Source organism: Microbispora sp. ZYX-F-249, from assembly GCF_039649665.1.
Taxonomy (GTDB): domain Bacteria; phylum Actinomycetota; class Actinomycetes; order Streptosporangiales; family Streptosporangiaceae; genus Microbispora; species Microbispora maris.
Genome location: NZ_JBDJAW010000006.1, coordinates 285,417 through 292,954, shown reverse-complemented (window position 1 = coordinate 292,954; position 7,538 = coordinate 285,417). Strand labels below are relative to the sequence as shown.

Below are 7,538 nucleotides of genomic sequence, written 5' to 3'. Positions count from 1 at the left end.
CGAGGGCGCGATGACCGTCGACGAGGTCTGATTCAAAAGGGGATTATCTAGTGCTCGACGTCAACTTCTTCGACGAGCTGCGCATCGGCCTCGCGACCGCCGACGACATCAGGCAGTGGTCGCACGGCGAGGTGAAGAAGCCGGAGACCATCAACTACCGCACCCTCAAGCCGGAAAAGGACGGGCTCTTCTGCGAGAAGATCTTCGGTCCTACCCGGGACTGGGAGTGCTACTGCGGCAAGTACAAGCGCGTCCGCTTCAAGGGCATCATCTGTGAGCGCTGTGGCGTCGAGGTCACGCGCGCCAAGGTGCGCCGCGAGCGGATGGGCCACATCGAGCTGGCCGCGCCGGTCACCCACATCTGGTACTTCAAGGGTGTCCCGTCGCGCCTCGGTTACCTGCTCGACCTCGCCCCGAAGGACCTGGAGAAGGTCATCTACTTCGCGGCGTACATGATCACGCATGTCGACAACGAGATGCGTGACCGTGACCTGCCCTCGCTGGAGGCGAAGATCTCCGTCGAGCGGCAGCACATCGAGCAGCGCCGTGACGCCGACATCGAGGCCCGGCAGAAGAAGCTCGAGGCCGACCTGGCCGAGCTGGAGGCCGCCGGCGCCAAGGGCGACGCCCGCCGCAAGGTGCGCGAGGGCGCCGACCGCGAGATGCGTCAGCTCCGCGACCGGGCCCAGCGCGAGCTGGACCGCCTCGAGGAGGTCTGGAGCCGCTTCAAGAACCTCAAGGTCCAGGACCTGGAGGGCGACGAGCTGCTCTACCGCGAGATGCGCGACCGCTTCGGCCGCTACTTCCGCGGCGGCATGGGCGCCCAGGCCATCCAGGAGCGGCTGGCCAGCTTCGACCTGGAGGCCGAGGCGGAGAACCTGCGGGAGACCATTCGCAGTGGCAAGGGCCAGAAGAAGGCCCGCGCCCTCAAGCGGCTCAAGGTCGTCGCGGCGTTCCTCAACACCCGCAACTCGCCGAGCGGCATGGTCCTCGACTGCATCCCGGTGATCCCGCCGGACCTGCGGCCGATGGTCCAGCTCGACGGTGGCCGCTTCGCCACCTCGGACCTGAACGACCTGTACCGCCGGGTCATCAACCGGAACAACCGCCTCAAGCGTCTGCTCGACCTCGGCGCGCCCGAGATCATCGTGAACAACGAGAAGCGGATGCTGCAGGAGGCCGTCGACGCCCTGTTCGACAACGGCCGCCGCGGCCGCCCGGTCACGGGCCCCGGCAACCGTCCGCTGAAGTCCCTCAGCGACATGCTGAAGGGTAAGCAGGGTCGTTTCCGGCAGAACCTGCTCGGCAAGCGTGTCGACTACTCCGGCCGTTCGGTCATCGTCGTCGGCCCGCAGCTCAAGCTGCACCAGTGCGGCCTGCCCAAGCAGATGGCGCTGGAGCTGTTCAAGCCGTTCGTGATGAAGCGCCTGGTCGATCTCAACCACGCGCAGAACATCAAGTCCGCCAAGCGGATGGTCGAGCGGTCCAAGCCGGTCGTGTGGGACGTGCTCGAAGAGGTCATCACCGAGCACCCGGTGCTGCTCAACCGTGCGCCCACCCTGCACCGCCTGGGCATCCAGGCCTTCGAGCCGCAGCTGGTCGAGGGCAAGGCCATCCAGATCCACCCGCTCGTCTGCACCGCGTTCAACGCGGACTTCGACGGCGACCAGATGGCGGTGCACCTGCCGCTGTCGGCCGAGGCGCAGGCCGAGGCGCGGATCCTGATGCTGTCCACCAACAACATCCTCAAGCCGGCGGACGGCAAGCCGGTGACGATGCCCACCCAGGACATGGTCATCGGTCTGTACTGGCTCACCACCCAGAAGGAGGGTGGCCTGGGCGAGGGCCGGGTGTTCACCACGGTGTCGGAGGCCCTCATGGCCCACGACCGCCACGAGCTGGACATCCAGGCCAAGATCCAGGTCCGCCTCAAGGACGTCCCGCCGCCGCGCGGCTGGGAGGCCCCCGAGGGCTGGGAGACCGGTGACCCGATCCGGCTGGAGACCACGCTGGGCCGGTGCCTGTTCAACCAGACGCTGCCCGCCAACTACCCCTTCGTGAACTACCAGGTCGGCAAGAAGCAGCTCTCGGCGATCGTCAACGAGCTGGCCGAGCGGTACCCGAAGGTGGAGGTGGCCAACGCGCTCGACTCGCTGAAGGACGCCGGCTTCTACTGGGCGACCCGCGCCGGTGTCACGATCTCCATCGAGGACGTCGTGGCGCCGCCGAACAAGGCCGCCATCATGGAGTCGTACGAGAAGCGCGCGGACAAGGTCCAGCGGGAGTACGACCGGGGTCTGATCACCGACGAGGAGCGCCGTCAGGAGCTCATCGAGATCTGGACCCACGCGACGGCGGACGTCGAGACCGACATGGTCAACGCGTTCCCGGCGACCAACCCGGTCTGGATGATGGTCAACTCCGGCGCCCGCGGTAACCGCATGCAGGTGCGGCAGATCGCCGGCATCCGCGGCCTGGTGTCCAACACCAAGGGTGAGACGATCCCGCGGCCGATCAAGTCCTCGTTCCGCGAGGGCCTGTCGGTGCTGGAGTACTTCATCTCCACCCACGGTCAGCGGAAGGGTCTGGCGGACACCGCTCTGCGGACCGCCGACTCCGGTTACCTGACCCGTCGTCTGGTCGACGTCGCGCAGGACGTCATCGTGCGCGAGATCGACTGCGGCACCGACCGGGCCGTCCCGCTGCACGTCGGCGAGCGCGACCCGCAGGGCAACCTGGTCAAGGCCGAGAACGCCGAGAGCAACGTGCACGGCCGCATCCTGGCCGAGGACGTCGAGGTGGACGGCAAGCTCGTCGCGTCGGCGGGCGTCGACATCAACGACGACGTGGTCACGGCGCTGGTGAACGCCGGCATCGAGACCGTCAGGACGCGCAGCACGCTCGTCTGCGAGGCCAAGATCGGTGTCTGCGCGACCTGCTACGGCCGCTCGCTGGCCACCGGCAAGCTGGTGGACGTCGGCGAGGCCGTCGGCATCATCGCGGCCCAGTCGATCGGTGAGCCCGGCACCCAGCTGACCATGCGTACCTTCCACACCGGTGGTGTGGCGGGCGCCGACATCACCCACGGTCTGCCGCGTGTGCAGGAGCTGTTCGAGGCGCGCATCCCCAAGGGTGTCGCCCCGATCAGCGAGGTCGCCGGCCGCGTGCGGATCGACGAGACCGACAAGACCCGCAAGATCGTCATCACTCCGGACGACGGCTCCGACGAGATCGCCTACCCGGTGTCGATGCGGTCGCGGCTGCTGGTCTCGGAGGGGCAGCACGTGGACGTCGGTCAGCTCCTGATCGCCGGTGCGCGCAACCCGAACGAGGTCCTGCGCATCCTCGGCCCGCGCGCCGTCCAGCTCCACCTGGTGGACGAGGTGCAGCAGGTCTACCGCTCGCAGGGTGTGTCGATCCACGACAAGCACATCGAGGTCATCGTCCGGCAGATGCTCAAGCGCGTGAACGTGCTGGAGTCCGGCGACACCGAGCTGCTGCCCGGCGAGCTGGTCGAGCGGCCGCGCTTCGAGGCGATCAACCGTCAGACCGTGGCGGAGGGCGGCCAGCCGGCCGCCGGCCGTCCTGTCCTGATGGGCATCACCAAGGCCTCGCTGGCCACCGAGTCGTGGCTGTCGGCGGCGTCCTTCCAGGAGACGACGCGAGTCCTCACCGACGCGGCGATCCACGCCAAGTCGGACTCGCTGCTCGGCCTCAAGGAGAACGTCATCATCGGTAAGCTCATCCCGGCCGGTACGGGCATGCCCCAGTACCGCAACATCCGGGTGGAGCCGACCGAGGAGGCCAAGGCCGCGATGTACACGGTCGGCGGCTACGACGGCTCGGCGGCGGACTACACCTTCGGCTCGGGCAGCGGCGAGGCCGTCCCGCTGGAGGAGTACGACTTCGGCCAGTACGGCCGTTGACAGGTCGCCGCGGTGAGCGATCGCCGCGGCGGTGAACATACGGAAGCGGCCCGGGGCACCACGCCCCGGGCCGCTTCCCGTTGTCCACGGGTCCGCGTACGGCCGTGCGTGTCCGGCGGCACGGGCGTGGGTGTCCGTTCCGGCGTGACGGGCGTGGGTGTCCGGCGCCACGGGGGCGGGGACGGCGCCGAAACCGTGAGAAGCCCCTCGTGGGGGCGGTATGATAGGGGGCCGAGTCCTTCGGCGGTCCGGCTCGGGCCGTCGGCGAAGCGGCACGTCAGGACAGCGGGGCACGTCCCTCCGGGGCGTCCTCCTCTGTTTTGACGTGTTGTACGAGGGCGGGTAGGCTTTACCTTCGTGCCCGTCTGTGGGCTCGCATGCGTGCGCTCAAATGCCGCTTTCCGACGAGGAAGGCGTGTGGGGCGCCGCGTGACTCCTCCAGATCGACCGGGTCCGCCCGGGAGTGCTGCGACAAGAGCGCGACACGCCCGAGCGCGGGGGTCGAAGGGGAGTGAAAACCAGCAGGTCATGACACCGGCAGTACCTGCAAGCCTGTGAGAGGCGGCATCGCCACCTCGACCGGGTCCTACGTATCACCGGCTAGGCACGAAACGGAGACGCGGTGCCCACCATTCAGCAGTTGGTCCGAAAGGGCCGGCAGGACAAGGTCAGCAAGACCAAGACTCCTGCCCTCAAGGGGAGCCCGCAGCGGCGCGGCGTTTGCACCCGCGTTTACACGACCACCCCCAAGAAGCCCAACTCGGCGCTGCGCAAGGTGGCCCGTGTTCGGCTCACCAACGGCATCGAGGTCACGGCTTACATCCCCGGGGTGGGCCACAACCTCCAGGAGCACTCGATGGTGCTCGTGCGTGGTGGTCGTGTGAAGGACCTGCCGGGTGTTCGCTACAAGATCATCCGTGGTTCGCTGGACACCCAGGCCGTCCGCAACCGCAAGCAGGCCCGCAGCCGCTACGGCGCGAAGAAGGAGAAGAGCTGACATGCCGCGCAAGGGTTCCCCTGGCCGCCGCCAGCTGGTCGCTGACCCGGTGCACAACTCGCCGCTGGTCACCGCGCTCATCAACAAGGTTCTCCTGGACGGCAAGCGCTCCCTCGCGCAGTCGATCGTCTACGGCGCCCTCGAGGGCTGCAGGGAGAAGACCGGCAACGACCCGGTCGTCACCCTCAAGCGCGCTCTCGACAACGTCCGCCCGACGCTCGAGGTGAAGAGCCGCCGCGTCGGTGGCGCCACCTACCAGGTGCCGGTCGAGGTCAAGGCCTCGCGCAGCACCACGCTGGCGCTGCGGTGGCTTGTCCAGTACTCCCGGGCGCGCCGCGAGAAGACCATGACCGAGCGGCTCATGAACGAGCTGCTCGACGCGAGCAACGGCCTCGGCGCCAGCGTGAAGCGGCGCGAGGACACGCACAAGATGGCCGAGTCCAACAAGGCCTTCGCGCACTACCGCTGGTAGTGAGCACCGACGACGAGTTAAGGACGCGAAGAAGTGGCCACCACGACCGCTCTTGACCTGGCCAGGGTCCGCAACATCGGGATCATGGCCCATATCGACGCGGGCAAGACCACGACGACTGAGCGCATCCTGTTCTACACCGGCATCAACTACAAGCTGGGTGAGGTCCATGAGGGCGCTGCCACCATGGACTGGATGGAGCAGGAGCAGGAGCGCGGCATCACCATCACGTCTGCCGCCACCACCTGCAGCTGGCTTGATCACACGATCAACATCATCGACACGCCCGGACACGTGGACTTCACCATCGAGGTCGAGCGGTCGCTGCGTGTTCTCGACGGCGCGGTCGCGGTGTTCGATGGCGTCGCCGGCGTGGAGCCGCAGTCCGAGACGGTCTGGCGCCAGGCCGACCGTTACGGCGTGCCCCGCATCTGCTTCGTGAACAAGATGGACCGGGTCGGCGCGGAGTTCCACCGCTGTGTCGACATGATGATCAACCGGCTGGGCTCCACCCCGGCGGTCGTTCAGCTTCCCTGGGGCGTCGAGGCCGACTTCAAGGGCGTCATCGACCTGGTGAAGATGAAGGGCCTGCTCTGGAGCGCCGAGGCGGCCAAGGGCGAGATGTACGACACCGTCGACATCCCGGCCGACCACGCCGACGCGGCCCGTGAGTGGCGCGACAAGCTCGTCGAGACCGTCGCCGAGAACGACGACGAGCTCATGGAGCTCTTCCTGGAGGGCGTCGAGCCCACCGAGGAGCAGCTTGTCGCGGCCATCCGCCGGGCGACCATCAGCGGCTCCATCAACCCGGTCCTGTGCGGCACCGCGTTCAAGAACAAGGGCGTGCAGCCCCTGCTCGACGCGATCGTCGCCTACCTCCCGGCTCCCACCGACATCCCGGCCTTCAAGGGTCACGCGGTGGGCAACGAGGAGGAGATCGTCGAGCGCCACGCGGACGTGAGCGAGCCCTTCGCCGCACTCGCCTTCAAGATCATGAGCGACCCGCACCTGGGCAAGCTCACCTACATCCGCGTCTACTCCGGAACGCTCGAGGCCGGCACCACTGTGGTGAACTCGGTCAAGGGCAAGAAGGAGCGGATCGGCAAGATCTACCAGATGCACGCGAACAAGCGCGAGGAGCGCCCCACCGCGACCGCTGGTCAGATCGTCGCCGTCATGGGTCTGAAGGACACCACCACCGGTGACACCCTCTCGGACCCGGTCAAGCAGGTCGTCCTCGAGTCGATGACCTTCCCGGCGCCGGTCATCAACGTGGCCATCGAGCCCAAGACCAAGGGCGACCAGGAGAAGCTGTCGACCGCGATCCAGCGGCTGGCCGAGGAGGACCCGTCCTTCCAGGTCCGCCGTGACGAGGAGACCGGGCAGACGGTCATCTGGGGCATGGGTGAGCTCCACCTGGAGATCCTCGTCGACCGGATGCGCCGCGAGTTCAAGGTCGAGGCCAACGTCGGCCGCCCGCAGGTCGCCTACCGCGAGACCATCCGCCGCAAGGTGGAGAAGGTCGAGTACACGCACAAGAAGCAGACCGGTGGTTCCGGCCAGTTCGCGCGCGTGATCATCGACCTGGAGCCGCTGGGCGAGGGCAACGACGGCTACGAGTTCGAGAACAAGGTCACCGGTGGCCGCATCCCGCGGGAGTACATCCCGTCGGTGGACGCGGGCGCGCAGGAGGCGGCCGAGTTCGGCGTGCTCGCCGGCTACCCGATGGTCGGCGTCAAGGTCACGCTGCAGGACGGTGCCTTCCACGAGGTCGACTCGTCGGAAATGGCCTTCAAGATTGCCGGCTCGATGGCCTTCAAGGAGGCCGCGCGCAAGGCGGACGCCGTACTCCTCGAGCCGATGATGGCCGTCGAGGTCACCACGCCCGAGGACTACATGGGAGATGTCATCGGCGACCTGAACGGTCGTCGCGGACAGATCCAGGCAATGGACGAACGGTCCGGCGCCCGTGTCATCAGGGCGCTCGTTCCGCTCTCCGAGATGTTCGGCTACGTGGGCGACCTGCGCAGCCGCACTCAGGGGCGGGCGAGCTACAGCATGCAGTTCGACTCCTACGCGGAGGTGCCCCCGGGCATCGCCAAGGAGATCGTCGCGAAGGCTCGGGGCGAATAGTTCCGCTCGC

Annotated in this window: 4 protein-coding genes; all 4 read left to right on the top strand. The window is 67.6% G+C overall.

The features are described 5' to 3' along the window. The first annotated feature begins 50 nt into the window (after positions 1-50). Positions 51-3,926: a DNA-directed RNA polymerase subunit beta' gene (locus tag AAH991_RS10960; RefSeq protein WP_346225643.1), complete on the top strand. Its 3,876-nt coding sequence runs from the start codon at positions 51-53 to the stop codon at positions 3,924-3,926. Positions 3,927-4,548: 622 nt separating this feature from the next. Continuing rightward, positions 4,549-4,923: a 30S ribosomal protein S12 gene (gene rpsL, locus AAH991_RS10955; RefSeq protein ID WP_030508316.1), complete on the top strand. Its 375-nt coding sequence runs from the start codon at positions 4,549-4,551 to the stop codon at positions 4,921-4,923. Between the two features lies 1 nt (position 4,924). Next, on the top strand, positions 4,925-5,395 hold the full coding sequence (gene rpsG, locus AAH991_RS10950) for a 30S ribosomal protein S7 (RefSeq protein ID WP_346225642.1): 471 nt from the start codon (positions 4,925-4,927) through the stop codon (positions 5,393-5,395). A gap of 84 nt (positions 5,396-5,479) precedes the next feature. Beyond that, entirely contained in the window at positions 5,480-7,528 is a 2,049-nt protein-coding gene (gene fusA / locus AAH991_RS10945) for an elongation factor G (protein WP_428833970.1), read from the top strand. Positions 7,529-7,538 lie beyond the last annotated feature (10 nt).